Below are 19216 nucleotides of genomic sequence, written 5' to 3'. Positions count from 1 at the left end.
GCACCGCCCTTGTCAACGATCAAGGAAGGGTACTCCGGGAGCGGTCGGCGGTGCAGCCGGATGGGCAGGGTGGGTCTCAACCGCGCGGCCGCCAGTGCCCGTTCTGCCAGGCGAGCTCGGCCGGAGTGAGCGGATTCATGGCGGTGACGTCACGCGGGGCGATCGAGAAGCCCTGCCAGTGGACGGGCATGGGCTGCTGGTCCTCGTCCCGGGCTATGTGGTGGAAGCCGACGTTCATCCAGACCACGGGGTGGGTCAGGGCCTGTCCGTTCACCCACTTGTCGACGGACTTCCCGGCCCCGGCCCCGCAGTTGCCGGGGTTGTGGCTGGCGAACAGTTCGCACTTGTTGTACTGCGTCACGTACAGGTCGTGCTTGGTGTAGCTGCGGCCCGGGTACTTGGTCGTGACCCCGGGGACGATCTCGTAGGAGCGCGCGTGTCCGTCCTTGTTCTTGCCGGTCGCGCTGACCATGCGCCACCAGCGGTAGGCCTTGCTGTCCCCGGCCAGTTCCTTGGTCACCTTGGTACGGGTGGTCTTGGTGGTGGGGGCGCGCTGGCCGCGGGCGGGCGCGGTGACGGTGGAGTCGTACTGCTCGACGCGGTTCTTGGTGGAGCCGTCCAGGGCGAAGTCGAGCCGCCAGAAGGCGTTGTGGCTGTGGCTGGTGGCCTTGGCCGCGCTCGCGCCCTTGCCGATGGGCCAGCCGCGGCCGTCACCGGCGTCGTAGTCGTCGAAGGACAGGCTGCCGGTGGCGCCGACGTTCATGGTGATCGTGCCGTCGTCCTGGAAGCGCCACTCGGTCATGTACTCGTACCAGCCGACCTGGTTCACCGTGTAGACGAGGAGGTCCTTGCCCTCGGCCTGGTAGACCTTGTTCGCGGTGTCGCCCTGCATGCGGTAGGCGTGGCCGCGGGAGCGGGTGGTGGTGCACAGACCCTTGACGTTCGGGTCCTCGTTCCAGGAGTCGGGGACCTTGACGGTCTTGATGGCCCCGCCGGGGCACTCGCCCGGCGCCAGGTTCATCAGGCCCTGGGCGAAGTCGAAGCCGGTGAGGTCGTCGTACTCGACCGAGCCGTCGTCGTAGGGGACGTGGATCTGGCCGAGACGGGCGCTGTTGAGGACTTTGATCGGTTTGGCCTCCCCCTTCGGCTGGTACGAGATGTTCTCCAGGACGAGGCCGGCCTTGCCGTCGTAGCGCCAGCACATCCGCCAGGTGGTGCCGGAGGAGAGCTTCTGCTCGATGCGGTAGGCGGTGCTGCACTCGGCGGCCGCTGCCGCGGCGGGGGCCGCCTTCGGGGCGGCGGTGGCCGGCCCCGCGCCGGCCGTGGCGCCGGCGGCCAGTGCGGCCACGGTCAGGCCCACGGCCGCCCGGGTGCGGGCCTTGGTGTTGCTGTTCACGCGCATGAAGAAATGACTCCCTGACGAGGAGGAGCGAGGTGGACGGGTGAGCGACAAGGGCGGGTCAGCGGCCGAGCTTGGCGACCTTGCGGGCGCTCAGGTCGATCACCAGCGCCCTGGCGTCGATCCACGGGCCGTTCTTGACCTTGGGGAACAGCCGGACGCAGCGGTGCTCTCCGCACCGGTCGAGCACGGCGGGCTGGGCGCCCGGCGTGGCCCGGTAGACGGCGCCGCTGAGCTGGAGCTGGTCCGGGGACGTGAGCGCCTTGCCCGTGGCGTCCTTGTAGTCGGCCTTCAGACCGGCGCCCAGCGGGTCGGCGATCAGGAGTGCGGCCGCCTCGGCCTTCTCGGCGCGGCTGAGCGGCGGCTGGACGCCGTGCTGGGTGTCGGTGTGCACCACCTTGCCGGTGGTGAGGTCGACGGTCCGGGTGACGAGGGTGTCGTCCCGGTAGTCGTAGAACGTGACGTCGGCGCGCCGGGGCGCGCCCGGCTTGCCGGCCTCGTCGGACTCGGGTTCGGCCAGGTCGACGCCGAGGCGCTGCGGGCCGCGGTCCCCGTCGACGCTCTCACTGCTCTGGAACAGCTGCCGGCTGAGGGCGATCTTCTCGACCCGCTTCAGCTCGTCGTCGGTCAGCGGATCACGGCCCTCGCCCCGCTGCCCCTCGGCCGGTGCCTCCTCGACGACCCCAGGCTCCACGGCCCGGCCTCCGGCCGCCCGGCCCCCGGCCGCCCGGTCGCCGTCCGCCCGGTCACCGGTGTCCTGCGAGACGGACTGCCCCGCCCGGGTCCCCGTGTCGTCCGCTCCGGCCGTGCCCGGCAGGGTGATGCCGATCATCACGGCGGTCCCCGCCACCGCGATGGCCGTACCCGCCACCACCTTGCCCAGATGGCGGTGCACTATGTTGCGCACGTCTTCCCCCTACTCCCCCAACAACCCCGGGAGTATGTGATTGCCCCAACGGTTCGGCATACCTCGTATGCACTGGTCACTCGGTAAGAGGGAGATAAGTCATAGGAGGTTCCCTCACTTTCGGGGAGACTCGGGACCAAGGCGTCCCCACCGGCGCCGCACACCTGAAAGAGTCGTATTCATGCAGGTCTGGCCTGGAGAGGCGTATCCACTCGGTGCCACGTACGACGGCGCCGGCACCAACTTCGCGGTCTTCACGGAGGCCGCGGACCGAGTAGAGCTGTGTCTGCTGCACGACGACGGCTCGGAGACGGCGATCGAGCTCCGCGAGAGCGACGCGTTCGTCCGGCACGCGTACGTACCGGGCATCATGCCGGGGCAGCGGTACGGGTTCCGGGTGCACGGACCGTACGCGCCGGAGCACGGATTGCGCTGCAACTCCGCGAAGCTGCTGCTCGACCCGTACGCGCGTGCGATCAGCGGTTCCATCCGCTGGGGTGAGGAGGTCTACGGCTACCACTTCGACGACCCCGACCGGCGCAACGACCTCGACTCGGCGCCGCACACGATGACGTCCGTCGTGGTCAACCCCTACTTCGACTGGGGCGACGACCGCCGCCCGCGCACCGAGTACCACCACACCGTGATCTACGAGGCCCATGTCAAGGGCCTCACGATGCGCCACCCCGGTCTGCCGGAAGAGCTGCGCGGCACGTACGCGGCTCTCGCCCACCCGGCGATCATCGAGCACCTCACCGAGCTCGGGGTCACGGCCCTGGAGCTGATGCCCGTGCACCAGTTCGTGAACGATCACCGCCTGGTCGACATGGGCCTGAACAACTACTGGGGCTACAACACCATCGGCTTCTTCGCCCCGCACAACGCCTACGCGTCCTGGGGCGACCGGGGCCAGCAGGTGCTGGAGTTCAAGTCGGCGGTCAAGGCCCTGCACGAGGCCGGCATCGAGGTGATCCTCGACGTGGTCTACAACCACACCGCCGAGGGCAACCACCTGGGCCCGACCCTGTCCTTCAAGGGCCTGGACAACTCGCGCTACTACCGGCTGACGGACGACCCCCGCTACTACATGGACACGACCGGCACGGGAAATTCCCTGCTGATGCGGTCCCCGCACGTGCTCCAGCTGATCATGGACTCGCTGCGGTACTGGGTGACGGAGATGCACGTCGACGGGTTCCGCTTCGACCTGGCGGCGACGCTCGCCCGGCAGTTCCACGAGGTGGACCGGCTGTCGTCGTTCTTCGACCTGGTGCAGCAGGACCCGGTGGTCTCGCAGGTGAAGCTGATCGCCGAGCCGTGGGACGTGGGCGAGGGCGGCTACCAGGTGGGCAACTTCCCGCCGCTGTGGACGGAGTGGAACGGCAAGTACCGGGACACCGTGCGGGACCTGTGGCGGGGCGAGCAGCGCACCCTCGCGGAGTTCGCCTCCCGGCTGACCGGCTCCTCGGACCTCTACCAGGACGACGGACGCCGCCCGCTGGCCTCGATCAATTTCGTGACCTGCCACGACGGCTTCCCGCTGCACGACCTGGTGGCCTACAACGACAAGCACAACGAGGCCAACGGCGAGGACAACCGGGACGGCGAGAGCCACAACCGGTCCTGGAACTGCGGGGTCGAGGGCGAGACCGACGACCCCGACGTGCTGGCGCTGCGGGCCCGGCAGATGCGGAACTTCATCGCGACGCTGATGCTGTCCCAGGGCGTGCCCATGATCAGCCACGGCGACGAGTTCGCCCGCACCCAGCACGGCAACAACAACGCCTACTGCCAGGACAACGAGCTGTCCTGGGTGGAGTGGCCCGAGGAAGGGGAGGAGGCCGAGGGCGGCCTGAGCGGGGAGATGCTGGCCTTCACCCGCGCGATGGTGTGGCTGCGCCGCAACCACCCGGTCTTCCGCCGCAGGCGCTTCTTCCACGGGCGGCCCGTGGAGGGCACCCACGACGACCTGTCCGACATCGCCTGGTTCACCCCCGACGGCCGGGAGATGACCCAGCGGGACTGGGACTCGGCGCAGGCGGGCGCGCTGACCGTGTTCCTCAACGGCAACGCGATCTCCGAGCCGGGCGCGCGCGGGGAGCGCATCACCGACGACTCGTTCCTGCTGATGTTCAACGCCTCGCCGAAGCCGCTGGAGTTCGTGGTTCCGGTCAATCACGGGCGGCAGTGGGAGGTCGTCGTGGACACCGCCCGCACGGACGGGACGCCCTCGGGCACCGGCCCGAAGGTGCAGGCCGGGGACCGGCTGACCCTGACGGACCGGAGCATGACGGTGCTCCAGCGGCCCGTCTGACCGCCCAGGCGTGCGCGTCGCCCGGAAGCCACTCGTCCGGGCGACGCGCGACACACCTGGCACGGGGGATGACACGAACGGCGGCGGGGCGGGTACGTACGTTCCATGACACCTGAGCGACCTGACCCGGTGGTGCCCACGGCCACGTACCGGCTGCAACTGCAGCCCGAGTTCCCGTTCGGAGCAGCCGCGGCCGCCGTGCCGTATCTGGCCTCGCTCGGCGTCTCGCACCTGCACCTGTCCCCCGTCCTGGAGGCGGTGCCGGGCTCGACGCACGGCTACGACGTCGTCGACCACGCGCGGGTGCGCGAGGAGCTGGGCGGCGAGGAGGGGCTGCGGGCGCTGGCGCGCACCGCCCGGGACCACGGTCTCGGCCTGGTGGTGGACATCGTCCCCAACCACATGGCCATGTCCCCGCGCCACAACCGCGCTCTGTGGGAGGTGCTGCGCGAGGGCCCGAAATCGCCGTACGCGCGCTGGTTCGACATCGACTGGGAGGCGCAGGACGGCCAGGTGCTCCTGCCGGTCCTCGGCGGGCCGCTGGGCGAGGTGCTCGACGAGCTGCGCGTCGACGGCGACGTGCTGCGCTACTACGACCACGTCCTCCCGCTGCGCGAGGGCACCGAGGACCTGCCGCTGCCGCATCTGCTGGACGCGCAGTGGTACCGCCCGGTGTGGTGGCGGCTGGCCCGGACCGAGCTCAACTACCGGCGGTTCTTCAGCATCTCGGAGCTCATCGGGGTGCGGGTGGAGGACCCGGAGGTGTTCGAGGCCACCCACGACAAGATCCTCGGGCTGCTGCACGAGGGCGTGATCGACGGGCTGCGCATCGACCACCCCGACGGGCTGGCCGACCCCGACGGCTACCTCCGGCGGCTGCACGAGGCGACCGGGGGCCGCTGGACGGTCGTGGAGAAGATCCTGGCCGACGGCGAGCACCTGCCGGCGTCCTGGCCCGTCGCCGGGACCACCGGTTACGACGCCCTGCGGCACGTGGACGGGGTCTTCACGGACCCGGCCGGTTTCGGCGACCTGCTGGGCCGGTACCGGCGCTTCGCCGCCCCGCAGACGGACCGGGGCGGGCAGTGGGAGGCGACGGTGCGCCGGGCGGCGTACAAGGTCCTCACGCACGAGCTGGCCACCGAGACCGACCGGCTGACCCGGGTGCTGACGCGGCTCTGCGCGACCTCGCCGGAACCGGCCCTGCGCGACCGCGCGCCCTGGGCGCTGCGCACGGCCCTCCAGGAGCTCCTGGTACGGATGGAGGTCTACCGGCCCTACGAGTCGGTCGACGCGGCGTCCGTGGTCACCGAGGAGGCGGCGGCCGGGGCCCGGCAGGCCTTCGCGGTGCCCGAGGAGGCCGGGGCGGTGGACGTCGTACGGGACCTGGTGCTGGGGCGCTACGGCGACGGGCCCGCTCAGGTGGAGTTCCGGACACGGTTCGCGCAGACCTCGTCGGCGCTGCGGGCCAAGTCGGTGGAGGACACGGCCTTCTACCGGTACGTGCCGCTGCTGTCGGCGACCGAGGTGGGCGGGAACCCGGGCGCCCCGGCGCTGTCGCCGGAGGAGTTCCACGCGTACTGCGCGCGGATGCAGCGCGACTGGCCGGCGTCCGGCACAGTCGTCTCGACGCATGACACCAAGCGCAGTGCCGACGTCCGGGCGGCGCTGCACGTGCTCACCGAGTGCCCGGACCGCTGGGCGGACGTGCTGGCGGAGGTGACCCGCTCCGGGGAGGGTGTGCCGGACGCGCAACTGGCGTGGGCGGCGTGGCAGACGGTGTTCGGGCTGGGCCCGGAGGCCGGGGCGCCCGAGCGGGTGCGGGGGGCGCTGCTGAAGCATGTGCGCGAGGCGGGCCTGTACACGAGCTGGACCGAGCAGGAGCCGTCCTACGAGGAGGCCGTGGAGCGGTTCGTGGCGGCCGGGCCGTGCGGGGCGCCGGGCGAGCGGGTCGCCGCGTTCCGCCAGTCGCTGGCGCCGCACATCCGGGCCAACGTGCTGGGCACGGCCCTGGTGCAGCTGACGATGCCGGGCGTCCCGGACGTCTACCAGGGCACGGAGGCCGAGTACCGGGCGCTGGTCGACCCGGACAACCGGCGGGCGGTGGGCTTCCCGCCGGAGGAGTCCGGCGGCACGTCCGCGCGGAAGGCGGCGGTGACACGGGCGGCGCTGGCGCTGCGGGCCCGGCGGCCCGGCGCGTTCGGCGACACGGCCACCTACACGGCGCTGCCGGCCGAGGGGCCGGCGGCCGGGCACTGTCTGGCGTTCGCCCGGTCCGGCGAGGTGGTGACCGCCGTGACCCGCCTGTCGCTGCGGCTCGCCGACGCGGGCGGCTGGCGCGACACCGTACTGCCGCTGCCGCCGGGCCGCTGGGCGGACGTGCTGGAGCCCGGACGGGAATTCACCGGGCACGCGCGCGTGGCGGAGCTGTTCGAGGGACAGCCGGTCGCGCTGCTGGAGAAGGCGGACGACTAGCTCGGGGCGACGGTGGGGGCGTGGTCGATTGCGCGTGCCTGGGCGACTGAACTCAGGGCGACGCGGGGCGCGGTCGCCTGCGGTAGCAGGGGCGACCGCGCTGAGGGCGACCGCCCGAACCCGGCGACCACGCTCAGCCTACGGATGCGGGCGACGACACTCAGGCAATCGCCCGGACCTCGGCGACAGCGTCCAGGCGACCGCCCGCACGGGAGACGGCGCTGGGACAACCACCCCGCCCAACCGCCCCAGCCCGGCTGACGGCGTTGAGGCAACCGCGCGAACCCTGGCGACCACGCTCAGCCATCCGCCGGAGCCCGGGCGGCGGCACCCAGGCGATCGCCCCGCCCTCACGCCGATCGCACGCAGTCAACCGCCCCTCCCCGGGGACCGCACTCAGGCCACCGCGGTGTCGTCCTCGGGGCAGTTCTCGTAGGGCGGGTTCCGCAGGACGCGTGGGTGCGGCCAGGTGGTGTGCAGCAGTTCGACGAAGGCCGCCGCGGCGCCGGTCGGCGCCACGCGCGAGTAGACCGTCAGGGTGCGCTTCCAGGGCGGGTCGGGCGACAGGACGACACAGCCCTCGCCGACCGCGTCCCGGACGATGTGGGCGGGCGCGGCACACACGCCGACGCCCGCCGCGGCCATCCGTACCGCCGTCGAGGTGTGCTCGGTGAACGCGGCGGTGCGCGGCGTGAAGCCGGCGCGGCCGCACGCCCAGTCGAGGAAGCGTTCGCCGTGGACGACCGGTTCCATGGCGCAGCGCACCCACGGGCGGTCGGCCAGCTCCGGCAGCGCCACCGTGGCGCGGCCGGCGAAACGGTCGTCGAAGGGGACCACGAGGACGATCTCCTCCTCGCCGACCGGCACCACCGTCCCCGGCCAGTCGACGGGCACCGGGCCGACGGCGAGGTCGGCGGTGCCGCGCTCGACCTGCTCCTGCAGGGCCTGCGAGGTGGCGTACTCGTGGAGGTGCAGCAGCACGCGCGGATGGGCCGCGCGCCAGCGGGCGAAGACATCGGGCAGGGCGCCGACCGCTATGGAGTGGAGCGCGGCGACGTGGAGTTCGCCGCCCTGCGCACCGGCGGCTGCCCGGGCCGCGCGACGGGCCTGGGCGGCGCTGCGCACGGCGAGCTCGGCGTGCGGCCGGAAGGCACGCCCCATCGGCGTCAGGCGCACACCGCGCGGCATGCGCTCCAGCAGGGCGCCGCCCACCGACCGTTCCAGCGCCTTGATCTGGTGGGAGAGCGCCGGCTGCGAGACGTGCAGGAGCTCGGCCGCGCGGGTGAAGGAGGCCTCCTCCACGACCGTCAGGAAGTACTCCATCTGCCGCAGACTCATGACCCTCCCCCATAAACACCGTGCATCGATGCCACAAGAACATTGCCTTGGACTCATGGCAAGGGCCGGGCGGAGGCTGATGGCATGGACACAGCGGACGTCATCGTCATCGGCGGCGGCACGGGCGGTTACAGCACCGCCCTGCGCGCCGCGGCCCTCGGTCTCCAGGTCGTGCTCGTGGAGCGGGACAAGGTCGGGGGGACCTGTCTGCACCGCGGCTGCATCCCGAGCAAGGCCATGCTGCACGCGGCCGAACTCGTCGACGGCATCGCCGAGGCCCGCGACCGCTGGGGGGTGAAGGCGACGGTGGACGCGGTCGACTGGTCCGCCCTGGTGGCCACGCGCGACGACATCGTGGCGCGCAACCACCGGGGGGTGGGGGCGCACCTCACGCGGGCGGGGGTGCGGGTGATCGAGGGGAGCGCCCGCCTCACAGGGCCGCGCTCGGTACGGGTGGAGGGCGTGCACGGCGAGCCCGGCGTGCGTGACCTCTGCGCGCGCCGTGGGCTGGTCCTGGCCACCGGCTCACGGCCGCGCACGCTCCCGGGGCTCGAGCCGGACGGGCGGCGCGTGGTGACCAGCGACGACGCCCTCTTCGCCCCCGGCCTCCCGGCGTCGGTGCTGGTGCTGGGCGGCGGCGCGATCGGTGTGGAGTACGCCTCGTTCCACCGCTCCCTGGGCGCCGAGGTCACGCTGGTGGAGGCCGCCGACCGGATCGTGCCGCTGGAGGACGCGGAGGTGAGCCGCCATCTGGCCCGGGGCCTGAAGAAGCGCGGCATCGACGTCCGGGCCGGCGCCCGCCTGCTGGACGCCGAGGTCCTGGGCGACGGGGTGCGGGCCCGCGTGCGTACGGCCCGGGGCGAGACGCTCACCGTGGAGGCCGAGCGGCTGCTCGTCGCGGTGGGGCGGGTGCCGGTCACCGACGGCCTTGACGTGGCCGCCGCGGGGCTCGTCACGGACGCGCGGGGGTTCGTCGAGCCGGCCCGCTGGGACCGGCTGGAGACGGCTGTGCCCGGGGTGCACGTGGTGGGCGACCTGCTGCCGCCGCCGTCGCTCGGACTGGCCCACGCGTCGTTCGCGGAGGGGCTGCTGGTGGCCGAGACGCTGGCGGGCGTGGCGTCCGCGCCGGTGGACTACACGGCCGTGCCCCGCGTGACGTACTCGTCGCCGCAGACGGCCGCGGTGGGGCTGAGCGAGGCCGAGGCACGCGCCCGGGGCCACGAGGTGGAGACCGGCACCATGCCGCTGACCGCCGTCGCGAAGGGGATGGTGCACGGGCAGGGCGGGATGGTGAAGGTCGTCACCGAGACCGGCGGGCGGGTGCTCGGCGTGCATCTGGTGGGTCCGCACGTGTCGGAGATGATCGCCGGGAGCCAGCTGATCGTCGGCTGGGACGCCGAGCCGTCCGACGTGGCCCGGCACGTCCACCCGCACCCCACGCTCTCCGAGGCGATCGGCGAGGTGTTCCTGACCCTGGCGGGGCGGGGGTTGCACCAGCAGTGACCGGCGGCCCGTGCTTCCGGGCGCCCCCTGGAGCCTCCCCGGTGGCGCCCTTGACACCGCACCATGGCCGTGGGGTACTGCGATGGCGAACTCGGGCGGATGTGACGGGGGTGAGTGTCCTGCCGGAGCTGCGCTACCCGACGGTGAACGAACAGCTTTCTGCTGCCCGGGCGTTGACCGCTCAGCGCCCCGGTGTGTGCACCCTGCGGCAGGTGGGTGCCTCCCGCGCGGGCAGACCCCTGCACCTGCTCTCCGTGGGCCGGGCCGCCCGCGCCGTACTGGTGGTGGCCGGCGCCCACGCCAACGAGCCGACCGGCTCCTGCACCCTGCTCGCGCTCGCCCGGCGGGTCCTGGAGCAGCGGGAGTTGCGGGACGGCATCTCCTGGCACTTCCTGCTGTGCGCGGATCCCGACGGGGCGAGCCTGCACGTGACGCCGGCGCCGCGCAGCCTCTTCGACTACCACCTCGGCTTCTTCCGGCCGGCGGGCCCCGAGCAGCCCGAGTGGGCGCCGTCGGTGCTGCCGCCGGACCGGCTGCCTCCGGAGACCCTGGCCCTGACGGGTGTCATCGACGAGCTGCGCCCCTACCTCCAGGTCACCCTGCACGGCACGGACCTGGGCGGCAGCTGGGTGCAGCTGACGAAGGACGTGCCGGGGCTCGCGGAGCCGTTCGCGAAGTCCGCGGCGGAGCTGCACATCCCGGTGGAGACCGGCGCGTCGGACGCCGCGGGCTGGCCCGCGTCCGGGCCGGGCGTGCACGTCATGCCCGCGCCGGACATCGGGCCGGCGTACCCGAGCCTGCCGGACGACGCGCGGCACAGCACCTGGTACCACGCGCACCGCTACGGCGGGCTGACCGCGGTGGTCGAGGTGCCGATGTGGGCGAGCGACCTGGTGGACGACCCGGCTCCGCATCCGGCTCCGGCGGCGGCCATCGGGCGGCTGGCGCGCCGGCTCCAGCGCGACGCGCTGGAGGTGACTCGGGTCCTCGACGGTGCGCTGCCCCGGCTGGCGGACCTGGACGGGCCGTTGCTGCGGGCCGCCCGGTGGGGGCTGGAGCTGGTGCCGGGGCTGGCGTCCGACCTGATCCACACCCCGCCCGCCGACCTCACCCGGGCGTACGTCGGCAGCGTGGACGCGTTCGCGCGCCGGGTGCCGCTGCGGGCGGCGGCCATGCTGCTGCGGGTGCTGCGCGGGACGGACGACGGAGCGGCGAAACAGCTCGAGGAGCTCGTCTCGACGTGGAGCGACGCCTTCGCGGAACGTTTCCGCGCCCGCTGGGTGCCGCTGGAGCACCAGGTGGAGCACCAGTCCCGCACGGTGGTGGCAGCGGCGCTGCACGCGCGCGAGGCGGCGCCGTAGGGCCGTCGCGGCAGGGGCCGTGCCGGGACACGGCCCAGGGGTGACCGGGCGGCTGTCCGTCCCGGTCGCGCTCTCAGTCCCGCCGCACCGGTACCGGCTCGCCCGCTCCCGGGCTCACGGGCGCCTGCCGTCCCGCCAGTTCGAACGCGGCGAGCACCACGCGGGCCTGGTACTCGGCCTGGCGGGCCACCGGGATCCAGCGCGCCCGGCAGCCGTCACGGTAGTCGGCGCACCACGCGTCGATCAGCCGGTCCAGCTCCGGCAGTACCCCCGCCGGGTCCCGGCCCGCGGCCCTGACCAGCTGGTGCAGCAGCCCCGCCGTGCGCAGCGCCAGCCGCCGCCCGGAGATGCTCAGGGCGACCAGGTGGGCGGTGCTCAGCGGCGGCAGGGGGTGGGCCGGGCTGTCGCCGGTGTCGGGGTCCCAGGCGTCGGCGAGGCCGGGGCAGACCAGGAGGTAGTCGTCGACCGGGGCGAGCAGACGGGCCGCGTCCGGCACGGTGGCCAGGTGCGGCCGGATCCGGGCCAGCAGGTGCCGCAGGAGGCCCGTGTCGTGGCGCAGGGTGCGGCTGATGGCCCGCAGCACGGCGTCCCGGTGCGCCGGTGGGGAGCCGTCCGCCACGGCCGTCACGCCCCACATGGGCGCCTCGACGACCGCGGTGACGGTGCCGTGCCGGTAGGGGTGGAACCACGTGGACTCGACGGCCGCCTCCGTGATGGCCGCTGCCAGACCGGCCCGGCGCGGTGGCGGGATCCGGTAGACGGCGGGCCCGAGCCCGGGCCAGTACAGGGCGTCGTACGCGCCGAGTTCGCGCGGGATGCCGAGCCGGGCGGCGATGTGCGCCAGGCGCCGGTCGAAGCCCGGCAGGTCGTGGGTGAGCTCGACGAAGCCGCCGCCGATGTCCACGCCGTGCAGGGAGCACTGGAGGAACGGGCGCAGTTCGTCCTGGACACCGAGCAGGGCCCGGGTCTCCGGCAGGGCGGCGCCGGCCGCGCCGTCGGGCAGCCACTCGGGCTGTTCCAGGAAGCCGGGTCTGAAGAAGTTCCGGACGTACCGGCCGAGCGTGTAGGGGCCGGTCAGCCAGCCCTCGTTGCGGCGCGAGCCGTCCGGATCGAGGCACAGCAGCAGGTTCCAGGTGGCGTCGGCGCCCTCGGTGAGCCGCGGGTCGGCCAGGGTCCGCTCGGCCAGGCGCAGCACGGTGGCGCCGCCCACCGGTTCGTTGGCGTGGGGGCCGGCGACGACCAGGGCCTGGCGGCTGCCGTGGCCGACGGAGAGCAGCCACAGGGGGGTGCCGGCGCGGGACGTGCCGACCCGGCGCAGGCGGGCGTCACGGGGGTGGCGGGCGACGAGGGCGGTGGCCCGGGCGCCCAGTTCGTCGACGGTCGGGTAGCGCGGGAGGGGCGGCAGGGCACACCTCCCCATGCGGTGCCGTCGGTTCACCAGGTGTAGATGGCGTACGCACAGTGAGTCACGACTTCAGGGGTACGTCAACACCGTGGATGGCAAAGGCATTTCAGCCACGCTTGTGGGACCGGCACACGGCAATCCCCAGGCCAGGGCGAAGCCGAGGCTCCGTTTCCGGTCAGCCGGCCGACAGCCGGTACATGACCCGGCCGAACCCCACCTGGTCCCCTTCGCGGACGACGGCCGCGCCGACGACACGCCGGCCGTTGACCGTCGTGCCGTTGGTGGAGCCGAGGTCGCGCAGGACCCACAGGCCGCCCTGGTGCCGGAGTTCGGCGTGCACGCGGGAGACCGTCTCGTGGTTGAGGCGCAGTCCGCTGGCGGGGTCACGGCCTATGCGCAGCGGATGGCCGTGCGCCGGGTGGGGCAGCAGCAGTTTGGGCAGCCGCTCGGCCTGCCAGGCCCGGCGCATGCGGACGGTGAACCCCGAGACCGCCTCGACGGTGCCGAAGACCACGCGCGCGACCCGGCTCTCGGTGCGCAGGTCGGCGGTGAGCACGGCGAGTTCGTCCGGGCGGCGGGCGGCGAGCGCCAGCTCCATGCGGCGCACGAACGTGTCATGGGACAGCCGGCCCATGGCGACGCCGTCACGGAGGACCTTCAGCGCCCGGTCGCGCTCCGCGTCGGAGAGCCGCGCGGGGAACGTGTTGAACTCGAAGGACGACGTCACGCTCGTGATTGTCGGGCAGCGCGGCCGGGCTGTCCAGAAAACGGGAAATCGGCCACCACCGCGCGCGTACCCGGTGAGACCCGCCGCAAATGGGTGGATGCGCCAGCGGATTGATCTTTTTTGACGCACCATGGACGGGCTACATCACGGTGAGCAGACGAAGGGGAACCGTCCGTGCAGTTCGAGGTGTGGGCACCACAGGCCGGCCGTGTGACGCTGCGGTGCGACGACGTCACACGCGCGATGGAGCGCGATCCGGAACGGGCGGGCTGGTGGCGGGGCGAGGCCGAGGCGCGCGAGGGATCCCGGTACGGCTTCGCGCTGGACGACGGGCCCGTGCTGCCCGATCCGCGCTCGCGGAGGCAGCCGGACGGCCCGGACGGGCTGAGCGCGGTCGTCGATCACGACCGGTTCGCGTGGCGCGCGGGATGGCAGGGGCGGCCGCTGCCGGGCGCGGTGCTGTACGAGCTGCACGTGGGGACGTACACGCCGGAGGGCACCCTGGACGCGGCCGCCGAGCGGCTTCGCCACCTCGCCGAACTGGGCGTCACGCACGTGGAGCTGATGCCGCTCACCCCCTTCCCGGGCACGCACGGCTGGGGCTACGAGGGCGTCTCGCTGTGGGCGGTGCACGAGCCGTACGGCGGGCCCGAGGCGCTGAAACGCTTCGTCGACCGGGCGCACGCGCTGGGGCTGGGCGTGGTGCTCGACGTGGTGCACAACCACTTCGGGCCGTCCGGCAACTACCTGCCCGTCTTCGGCCCGTACCTCACCGACACCCACCACACCCCCTGGGGCGCCGCGGTCAACCTGGACGCGCCCGGCTCGGACGAGGTGCGCGCGTTCCTGATCGGCAGCGCTCTGGCGTGGCTGCGCGACTACCGGCTCGACGGGCTGCGCCTGGACGCGGTGCACGCGCTGGTGGACACGCGGGCCCGGCACTTCCTCGAGGAGCTGTCGGAGGCCGTGGACGCGCTGGCCGCCGAGACGGGGCGGCCGTTGTTCCTGGTCGCCGAGTCGGACCTGAACGACCCCCGGCTCATCACCTCCCGCGCGGAGGGCGGTCTGGGGCTGCACGCGCAGTGGAACGACGACTTCCACCACGCCCTGCACACCACGCTCACGGGTGAGGCGCAGGGGTACTACGCCGACTTCGCGCGTGCCCCGCTGGCCGGGCTCGCCAAGACCCTCACCGGCGGCTACTTCCACGACGGGTCGTACTCCAGCTTCCGCGAGCGGCACCACGGGCGCCCGCTGGACCGCTCGCGGGTGGCCGGGCACCGGCTGCTCGGCTACAGCCAGACCCACGACCAGGTCGGCAACCGGGCGCAGGGGGACCGGCTTTCCGCCCTCCTGTCCCCCGGGCTGCTCGCGTGCGCGGCCACGCTGGTGCTGACGGCGCCGTTCACGCCGATGCTCTTCATGGGCGAGGAATGGGCCGCAGGCACGCCTTGGCAGTTCTTCACCGACCACACCGATCCGGAGCTGGCGGACGCCGTACGGCGGGGCAGGCGGCGGGAGTTCGCCGCGCACGGCTGGAAGGAGGAGGACGTTCCCGACCCGCAGGACCCGGCGACCCGGGACCGCTCCTGCCTCGACTGGTCGGAACCGGAACGCGAGCCCCACGCGCGCGTGCTGGACTGGTACCGGCGGCTCCTCGCCCTGCGCCACGAGCAGCCCGACCTGACCGACCCGGACCTCGCCGACACGAAGGTGGCCTACGACGAGGAGCGCCGCTGGCTCGCCTTCCGGCGCGGGGACGTCCTGGTGGCGGTGAACCTGGCCCCCGAGCCGGCCGAGCTGCCGCTCGGCGTGCCCCACGCACGGGTCCTGGCCGCGTGGGAGCCGGTGGAGGCGCCCGGGGCGGACGGGGTGGTGCGGCTGCCCGGGGAGTCCGGCGTGGTGCTGTTGCAGGAGTGAGTGCCCGGGGGTCAGGGGAGCTTCGCGTCCTGCGCCTCGACGACGGGCGCGAGGAGTCCCGGCCGCGCGATGCCGGCACCACCCACCGCGGTGCAGACGGTGATGGCGTCGCCGTGCCGCACGACGGCGGTGCGGATCGGCCGTGTCGCTCCGCCCCGCGGCGTGACGGCGCCGCGGTAGGCGAGTGCCTCGTCTCCGACGTCGGGGCTGTCCTCGGGCTCGAAGGGGTAGTACAGCTCGATGGTGCCGTGGGCCCGGGCGGTGAAGCCGAGGGAGCAGCCCTGCACGGCGTCGGCGAGGAGGGTGTCCATCGCCGTCACCGCCGTGCCCGGGGCGTAGGTGGCGACCGTGACGTAGATCCGCGTGCCGGGGGCCTCGTCGGTCGTGACGAGGCGGCTGAGAACGCCCTGCGGCCTGCCGAGGGGCAGTTGATGCGTCATGGCCGCAAGCGGGGTGCAGGCGTCGCCGGTGATCTCCTGCGCGGACCGGGCGAAGACGGACTTCCCCGCGGCCGGGTCGAAGGGCCGCACGGAGTAGCCCTCACCGAGGTCGGCCGCCGTGACCATGAGCGTGCCGAGCCGCTCCGCCGGGGTGCGCTGGTGCGCCGGGGACGCCGTGGCGCCGGGGCTGGTGGCCCCGGAGGTGCCTGAGCAGCCGGCCAGGCACAGCAGGACGGCGGCCGGGACCGACCAGGCCGCGACGGTGCGCTTCATGGGCGGAGGATAGCCGTACGGGGTGCGGGCGCCCGGCCCGCTACGGGGCGTCGTCCGCGTCCCCGAGGTCCGTCACCCGTTCCAGCAGGATCGGCTCCCAGGCGCGCCACAGCCGGGTCCGCGGCTGGGCGGTGTCCTTGCCGCCGAGCGCCTCGGCGAGGTGGACGAGGGCGTCGCAGCGGGCGAGCCACAGACCGCGCAGGCAGGGGCGGGCGCCGTAGCCGGCGAGGGTGGCGGCGCGTACGGCGGCGGGTGAGCCGACGGCGAGCGCCAGACCGGCGATGTCCTCGGCCGGGTCGCCGACGACCGCGCCGCCCCAGCCGAGCACTCCGCGCACCCGGCCGTCGGCGCTGACCACGAGATGGCCGCCGGTCAGGGAGTGGTGGGTGAGGACCGCCGAGCCGGGCTGGGCGGCGAGCTGGGACGCGGCGGGCGCGGTGAGCTGGTTGAGGCGTGCGGTGTCGAACTCGTCGGCGGCGGCGAGGCGTTCGGCGGCGCGTACGGCGGCCCGGCGCAGTGCTTCCAGGGAACGCGGCGCGGCCCGCGGCACGCCGAGCGTCTCGGCCTGCCGCACCGGCACCTCGCGCAGGCCCGTGAGGAGCCCGGCGAGGTCGGCCTCGCCGACGGCGGACACGTCGTGCTCCTCCCCCGAGCCACCGGGCACCTTGGTGTCCAGCGTGTAGCCCAGCCCGGGTGCCCACTCGCCGTGCGCGACGCTGGCCGGCACCGCCGTCGGGACGTGCGGGCGGACGAGGTCGCGCAGACGCAGCTCGCGGCGCTGGCGCACGGTGGCCTCGCGGTCCGGTGCGAGGCGCAGCACGTGCCGGGTGCCGACCCACCAGGTGACGGGTCCGGAGCCCGGGGTGGCGGGCCGGACGTCGGGGCCGGGGCCGCTCTGACGGGGGTCCTTGCCGCCCCGGCCGTCCGGGGCGGCCTTGGTGCCCTTGCCGTCTTCGAGGAGGGACAGGACGAGTCTGCGGACGGTGTCCGCGCTGGGTGTGGGTGCCTGGGTCATGGTCGCGCCGTTGCCGTTCGGGAGGCGGGCTGGGGACATCGGGGCCTCACTCCACTATGACCAGCTCGCGCGGGGTGGTGTTCAGGCGCCGGCCGCCGTCCTCGGTGACGGTCACGATGTCCTCGATGCGGACCCCGAACCGGCCGGGCAGGTAGACGCCGGGTTCCACGGAGAAGCACATGCCGGGTACGAGGGGCCCTTCCTCGCCCTCGATCATGTAGGGCGGCTCGTGGGTGGTGACACCGATGCCGTGTCCGGTGCGGTGGATGAAGTGTTCGCCGTACCCGGCGTCGGCGATGACCTTGCGTGCGGCCCGGTCCACGTCCTGGCAGGCGGCCCCGGGCCGCACGGCGCGGAAGCCGGCCTCCTGGGCCGCGCGCACGAGGTCGTGCACGCGGCGTTCCTCGTCGGTGGGTTCGCCGACGTGGACCGTGCGGGAGGTGTCGGAGCCGTAGCCGTCCTTCAGGCCGCCGAAGTCCAGGACGACCATGTCGCCGCGCTCGATGACGCGGTCACCGGCCTCGTGGTGCGGGTTAGCGCCGTTCGGGCCGGAGGCGACGATGGTGAAGTCGACCTGCTCGTGGCCGTGCCGGCGCAGCAGCCGGTCGAGGTCCGCGGCCACCTCGGACTCCCGGCGGCCGGCGAAGGAGACGCCCCGGATCTCCTCGAACGTCGCGTCGGCGGCGGCTCCGGCGGCCGTCATGAGGTCCAGCTCGGCCGCGTCCTTGACGGCGCGCAGCATCGGCAGGGCCTCGGTGAGCGAGGCGTAGGAGCTGCCGGGCAGCGCCTGCTGGAGGGCCAGCAGGTGCAGGGCCCAGGCGTTGTCGCTGATGCCGAAGCGGCCGGTGGGGTCGAGGAGGGCGGCGGTGGCGGCGTAGGGGTCCTTGCCGTCGGTCCAGTCGCGCAGGGTCAGGGCGGGCGCGCCGGACGCCCGCCCGGCGTCCGGCGCCTCCAGGGCGGGGACGACCAGGACGGGGTCCTGCCCGGCGGCGAGGACCAGCAGGGTGAGCCGTTCGGTGACCGCCGGGGGCGTGTAGCCGGTGAGCCACACCAGGTCCGGGCCGGGGGCCACCAGCAGGCCCGCGAGACCGGCGTCGGCGGCGGTGCGCGCGGCGCGCTCCATGCGGGCCCGGTAGTCGTCGGCGGTGAAGGGCGCGGCGGTGCTGCCGGTCATCCGGGCCTCCCAGGACGGACGAAGGTGCTACGGGCAGCATCCTGCCCGGCCGGAGGGGGCTGCGCGAGCCGTCTGCGGGCATTCACCCAGGCGACCGCCCTGACGGCGGCGCACCGCCCTCCCCACGGCACCGGGCGTGGGGGCCCTGGCCCGACGCCTGCCGGTGACCCCGGGAGGGCGAGCCGATCACCGGGCGGGGCGCCCCGCCCGGCCCGGCGCGCCCCGCCCTGGACGATCGGGGCGGCTCACGGGGCGCTTGCAGGACGGACGGGAGGGCGCTTCACGCCGCCACGGCCGGTACGAGGGTCAGCTGCTCGTAACCTCCGCCGCGGTGGCGGACCGTCAGCCTGACCTTCGCGCCCGGCCGGGCGCGGGCCACGGCCCGGACCAGATCGGCGGCCGTGTCGATCCGGGTCGTGCCGAAGGCGAGGAGGACGTCACCGCGCACCAGGCCGGCCGCCTGGGCCGGCCCGGGCACGTGCAGCCCCACCACCACGGCCCCCGGCTTGCGGGCGTCCATGACCTGCACGCCGAGGGTCGTGGCGACGGGAGCGGCCGGAGCGGCGGCGGGTGAGGCGCCGGGGGACGACGGCGTGTGCCACGCCCGCGGGCCGAAGCGCCCGCCCTTGCCGGCCAGGGAGACGCCCATCGCCCCGAGGCCGATCCCGGACAGCACCAGAACCGCGCCGACGAACCCGGCGAGCAGGACGTTGAGGAGCCGCCGCCCCCGGCGCCGGGCGGCGTGCGGGCGGGGTCTCGACGGACCGGAGCCGGCCCCGGGCGTGGCCCGCGGCCCGGGCTCCTGGCCCGGCATCGGCTTGGGTCGCAGCGCGGTCTGTTCCATGGCTCGCCTCCGGGTGGTGCCGATCGCCTCCGGCGGATCCCGGAACGATCACGGCAGGTGCTCTACCCGGCACATCGGCGGCCGACGAGCCACGAACGAGTGAGACTGACCGGGGCCCGGC

At 74.0% G+C, this 19216-nt stretch carries 14 protein-coding genes; 5 read left to right on the top strand and 9 right to left on the bottom strand.

The genetic code is table 11. From position 1 onward, the window contains the following. Positions 1-76: 76 nt before the first annotated feature. Together AB0I06_RS14170 and AB0I06_RS14165 are read right to left on the bottom strand one after the other, a co-directional pair. Positions 77-1402, bottom strand: a complete 1326-nt coding sequence (locus tag AB0I06_RS14170) for a copper amine oxidase (RefSeq protein WP_363119039.1) — start codon at positions 1400-1402, stop codon at positions 77-79. Between the two features lie 58 nt (positions 1403-1460). Further along, a complete protein-coding gene (locus tag AB0I06_RS14165) occupies positions 1461-2306 on the bottom strand; it encodes a Tat pathway signal sequence domain protein (protein ID WP_363119038.1) in 846 nt (281 codons plus the stop codon). Between the two features lie 181 nt (positions 2307-2487). Between AB0I06_RS14165 and glgX the strand changes: the two genes are divergently transcribed. Both glgX and treY read left to right on the top strand, forming a co-directional pair. Beyond that, positions 2488-4620: a glycogen debranching protein GlgX gene (gene glgX, locus AB0I06_RS14160; protein WP_363119037.1), complete on the top strand. Its 2133-nt coding sequence runs from the start codon at positions 2488-2490 to the stop codon at positions 4618-4620. 105 nt (positions 4621-4725) lie between these two features. Continuing rightward, positions 4726-7095, top strand: a complete 2370-nt coding sequence (treY, locus tag AB0I06_RS14155) for a malto-oligosyltrehalose synthase (RefSeq protein WP_363119036.1) — start codon at positions 4726-4728, stop codon at positions 7093-7095. A 396-nt stretch (positions 7096-7491) separates the two neighbouring features. Here the strand turns inward: treY and AB0I06_RS14150 are convergent, their stop codons facing one another. After that, positions 7492-8433: a LysR family transcriptional regulator gene (locus AB0I06_RS14150; protein WP_363119035.1), complete on the bottom strand. Its 942-nt coding sequence runs from the start codon at positions 8431-8433 to the stop codon at positions 7492-7494. A gap of 84 nt (positions 8434-8517) precedes the next feature. On the opposite strand from AB0I06_RS14150, the gene lpdA reads away from it, so the two are divergent. Both lpdA and AB0I06_RS14140 read left to right on the top strand, forming a co-directional pair. Next, positions 8518-9936, top strand: coding sequence for a dihydrolipoyl dehydrogenase (lpdA, locus tag AB0I06_RS14145; protein WP_363119034.1), 1419 nt, complete (start codon positions 8518-8520; stop codon positions 9934-9936). 110 nt (positions 9937-10046) lie between these two features. Next, positions 10047-11297, top strand: a complete 1251-nt coding sequence (locus tag AB0I06_RS14140) for a M14 family zinc carboxypeptidase (RefSeq protein ID WP_363119033.1) — start codon at positions 10047-10049, stop codon at positions 11295-11297. Between the two features lie 73 nt (positions 11298-11370). Here AB0I06_RS14140 and AB0I06_RS14135 read toward each other — a convergent pair whose 3' ends face one another. After that, entirely contained in the window at positions 11371-12717 is a 1347-nt protein-coding gene (locus tag AB0I06_RS14135) for a M14 family zinc carboxypeptidase (protein ID WP_363119207.1), read from the bottom strand. A 160-nt stretch (positions 12718-12877) separates the two neighbouring features. Beyond that, complete coding sequence (locus AB0I06_RS14130; RefSeq protein ID WP_363119032.1) at positions 12878-13429, bottom strand: DUF1707 and FHA domain-containing protein; 552 nt, start codon at positions 13427-13429, stop codon at positions 12878-12880. Between the two features lie 174 nt (positions 13430-13603). On the opposite strand from AB0I06_RS14130, the gene treZ reads away from it, so the two are divergent. Beyond that, complete coding sequence (gene treZ / locus AB0I06_RS14125; protein ID WP_363119031.1) at positions 13604-15349, top strand: malto-oligosyltrehalose trehalohydrolase; 1746 nt, start codon at positions 13604-13606, stop codon at positions 15347-15349. 11 nt (positions 15350-15360) lie between these two features. On the opposite strand, the gene AB0I06_RS14120 is transcribed toward treZ, so the two are convergent. From AB0I06_RS14120 to AB0I06_RS14105, 4 genes are all read right to left on the bottom strand, one after another. Continuing rightward, the gene (locus AB0I06_RS14120) at positions 15361-16062 is read right to left on the bottom strand and encodes a hypothetical protein (RefSeq protein ID WP_363119030.1); all 702 of its coding nucleotides are present in this window, start codon (positions 16060-16062) and stop codon (positions 15361-15363) included. Positions 16063-16102: 40 nt separating this feature from the next. Continuing rightward, entirely contained in the window at positions 16103-17077 is a 975-nt protein-coding gene (locus AB0I06_RS14115; protein ID WP_363119206.1) for an aminoglycoside phosphotransferase family protein, read from the bottom strand. Between the two features lie 46 nt (positions 17078-17123). Further along, positions 17124-18251: an aminopeptidase P family protein gene (locus AB0I06_RS14110; protein WP_363119029.1), complete on the bottom strand. Its 1128-nt coding sequence runs from the start codon at positions 18249-18251 to the stop codon at positions 17124-17126. Positions 18252-18531: 280 nt separating this feature from the next. Continuing rightward, positions 18532-19095 (bottom strand): PDZ domain-containing protein, encoded by a 564-nt coding sequence (locus AB0I06_RS14105; protein ID WP_363119028.1) that lies wholly within the window; start codon positions 19093-19095, stop codon positions 18532-18534. Between the last annotated feature and the right edge of the window lie 121 nt (positions 19096-19216).

It is taken from the genome of Streptomyces sp. NPDC050674 (genome assembly GCF_040654575.1).
In the GTDB taxonomy this organism is placed as follows: Bacteria; Actinomycetota; Actinomycetes; order Streptomycetales; family Streptomycetaceae; genus Streptomyces.
Note: the sequence above shows the minus strand (reverse complement) of the source record. Positions and strands in the feature narration are given on the sequence as shown.